Source organism: Bradyrhizobium yuanmingense (assembly GCF_900094575.1).
In the GTDB taxonomy this organism is placed as follows: Bacteria; Pseudomonadota; Alphaproteobacteria; order Rhizobiales; family Xanthobacteraceae; genus Bradyrhizobium; species Bradyrhizobium yuanmingense.
Window position 1 is genome coordinate 1 of sequence record NZ_FMAE01000076.1, and the last position, 2922, is coordinate 2922.

Sequence of the window (2922 nt, forward strand, 5' to 3'; positions counted from 1 at the left end):
GTCTATTCCGGGCCATCGAGCTTCATCGGCTGGCAGGGAAGGACGTCGCCATGAAGGCTTCCCCCGAACGCCTCACCCAGCTTTCGCGCATGGAGGAGGCGCGTCGCCAGACGCAGCGCCAGCTCGACATGATCGACCGGCAGATCATCCGCCGCATCACGACGCTGATCCCGCAGCTTGGCCGCAAGCGGTCCGGATACCGTCGCGGCAAGCCGCCTGACCCGAGCGCTTTCCTCGAACGCTATCGCTCAAACCTTGCGGCGATCACCGCAGAGCGCCAGCCGGAGATCGATGCACTCTCGCGCAAGCTCGCCCGGCAGGATGCTGCGATCGAGATGCTGCGGGCTCGATGCGCGCCGGAGTCTCGCCCCGCTCGTGACGACTCGGAGCGCGCACATCGCATGAAAGAATGTCGCAGTCCGGCCGAACGTCGTCCGGGCAAGCGGCATGGCGCTGTGGCCTAGAGGGGCCAAAGCCGACCTTGTAGCTCGCTCAGGCGAACATCTCGAGCATGGCGCGAAGCTGGCGGTCTGCTGGGTCGAACCTTTCCGCATTCGCCAACCCGGCCCGCACCCTGTCGGCTCTCCCCTCGGGTTTGCTGCGGTCTGCGCCGCCGGCGGTCCGCTTCAAGGCCAAGTCGCAAGTGACCAGGAACCGCCGATCTCGGCAAGGCCCCGCCGCGTTCGGCGCAGGGCTCCAGCAATCTGGGCCCTGCTTGTCCGCAGCCGGACCTCGCTCGCCTGGCGGTCCCCGGACCTTGAAGCGGCCCTCATCCCGGCGGCGCTGGCCGACCGCACCCGAAGGGAGGTCCGGCAGGGGCTGGATCGAACCTGACGGCGAAACCAGATAAGGAATTCACCATGACCAAACCTACTCGTTCCCCTCGCGCCAGCGCCCGTGTCATCCCGCTTCGCAAGGGCACCACGCTCGAAATGGTCCGGCTCGCCTGCCCTGACGCGGCACAGGCACAGCGCCTCTCCGAAAGTTTCGGCCTTGCGATCCTGGACAGCGACGGCATCCGCGATCTGCATGAGCGGCTCATCATCGAAACCGCCGACGCGCTCAAGGACGGCCTGAGTGAACGCGCGATGCAGATTCACCTTCAACGGATCGTCGGCGCTTATGTCGGCTCCGCGCATGGCGCTGGCCAATTCTACACCCGCGCTGTCACCGAAGCGCGAGATGCGACCGCCAAGCTCGCCAATGACGGCCGCGATGAGGATCTCGATGGTCCGGTAGGCTTCGATAGCCAGGCACAGCGCAAGCGTGAATTCGCCGCCGACATGGGCGTGCAGTCTCATGCGCTTCGCATGGCCGCCGAGGGCGCCGTCGCCGCCTACGAAAAAGTCGTCGGCGAGACCTGGAAGCCTTTCGAGCGTCCGGTCGACAACACGACCGACACCGTTGGCCGAAAGGCGGCGAAAGCCCAGATGTCGGCGTTCGACTAACTGTCAGCGCGGGGCCTCGGCCCCGCGCCTCTTCCACTGCAGCCACCTCACGGGCCGGTCCCCGAGACTGGACCGTTTTCATGTCGCCGCTGCAACAAGGGCGCCTGCCCGCGCTGCGCGCGATCATCGGCTCCTCCCGGTCCGTGGTCCTGCGCCGGACCCTATGCCCGCGCAACGGCTTTGCCGTCCTTCGCGCTGCTTCGGCCCTGCGGGTGCGCGGACCTTGGACCCGGCGGTGGCGGACCCCGTGAGGAGCCGCGATGGGCGCGGCCTCCCGAACGGAGGTCATTATAATGAACAGGAATGGAGAAAAGGCGCGAGGCGACCTGTACGCCGGCATCACGGACCGCATTGTCGCGGAGCTCGAACGCGGTGTGCGCCCTTGGGTTCAACCTTGGGCCGCCGCGAATATGGCAGGCCACATCACGCGACCGCTGCGGCACAACGGCCAGCCCTATACGGGCATCAATGTCGTGCTGCTTTGGTCAGAAGCCGTCGCGCGCGGCTTCCGCTGTCCGATCTGGATGACGTTCAAGCAGGCTACCGAACTCGGCGCGCATGTCCGTAAGGGCGAGACCGGCAGCACTGTGGTGTATGCGAGCCGCTTCACCAAGACGGAGACCGACGCTCACGGCGGTGAAGTTGAAAAGGATATCTCCTTCTTGAAGGCCTATACCGTGTTTTGCGTCGATCAAATCGATGGCTTGCCCGAGCATTATTACAATCGGCCAGCCGCTGTCGCATCAACGATCGAGCGTAACGCGAGCGCCGACGCTTTCTTTGCCAATACCGGCGCGATTGTTCGGCATGGCGGCTCGAGGGCGTTTTACGCACCCTCCTCCGATCATATTCAGATGCCGCCGATCGAAAGTTTTCGTGACACCGCCTCCTATGTCGCCGTCAGGGCCCATGAGACCGTGCACTGGACCGCTCCCGCTTATCGCGTTAATCGCGATCTGAGCCGTTACAGCAAGGATCGGAGCGAACGCGCGCGCGAAGAGCTGATCGCGGAGCTCGGGAGCTGCTTCCTCTGCGCGGATCTCGGGATTTCTCCCGAACTGGAACCGAGGCCGGATCATGCCAGCTACCTCGCATCGTGGTTGGAAGTTTTGTCTAGTGAGAAGCGCTTTATCTTCTCGGCGGCCGCGCATGCGCAACGCGCCGTTGCCTATCAGCCGAAGGCCGCAGAGGTCGAGGAGGCAGCATGATGAGCCATAACGTGATTGGCGTCGGCGCTTGCCGGCCCCTAGCTATCCGGTGGTTCAGCGCAGAGATCCGGCCTTGTTGGCCGCTCGAGGGCCAGTGTCCGTTCATTCCTCGTTCTGCGCCACCTGATTGTGGCCTTGCGTGCCGTCGTTCGAGGAGGACGACGTTCTGACTTTGCACAGGTCGTCGCTGTGCCGAGCAAATCTCGCTCGCGGCCTGCGGATTCACTTTCGGGCCGCGAGGCTCGCTTGACGGCAGAGCAGCGCGC

General features: G+C 64.8%; 3 protein-coding genes. All 3 read left to right on the forward strand.

From position 1 onward, the window contains the following. Window positions 1–50 precede the first annotated feature (50 nt). The 3 genes from GA0061099_RS38945 to GA0061099_RS38955 all read left to right on the forward strand — a co-directional run bounded on the left by GA0061099_RS38945 (window position 51) and on the right by GA0061099_RS38955 (window position 2656). The gene (locus tag GA0061099_RS38945; protein WP_074448690.1) at window positions 51–464 is read left to right on the forward strand and encodes a hypothetical protein; all 414 of its coding nucleotides are present in this window, start codon (window positions 51–53) and stop codon (window positions 462–464) included. A 396-nt stretch (window positions 465–860) separates the two neighbouring features. Next, window positions 861–1448, forward strand: a complete 588-nt coding sequence (locus GA0061099_RS38950; RefSeq protein WP_074448688.1) for a hypothetical protein — start codon at window positions 861–863, stop codon at window positions 1446–1448. A gap of 293 nt (window positions 1449–1741) precedes the next feature. Beyond that, complete coding sequence (locus tag GA0061099_RS38955; protein WP_074448689.1) at window positions 1742–2656, forward strand: ArdC family protein; 915 nt, start codon at window positions 1742–1744, stop codon at window positions 2654–2656. Window positions 2657–2922: the final 266 nt, after the last annotated feature.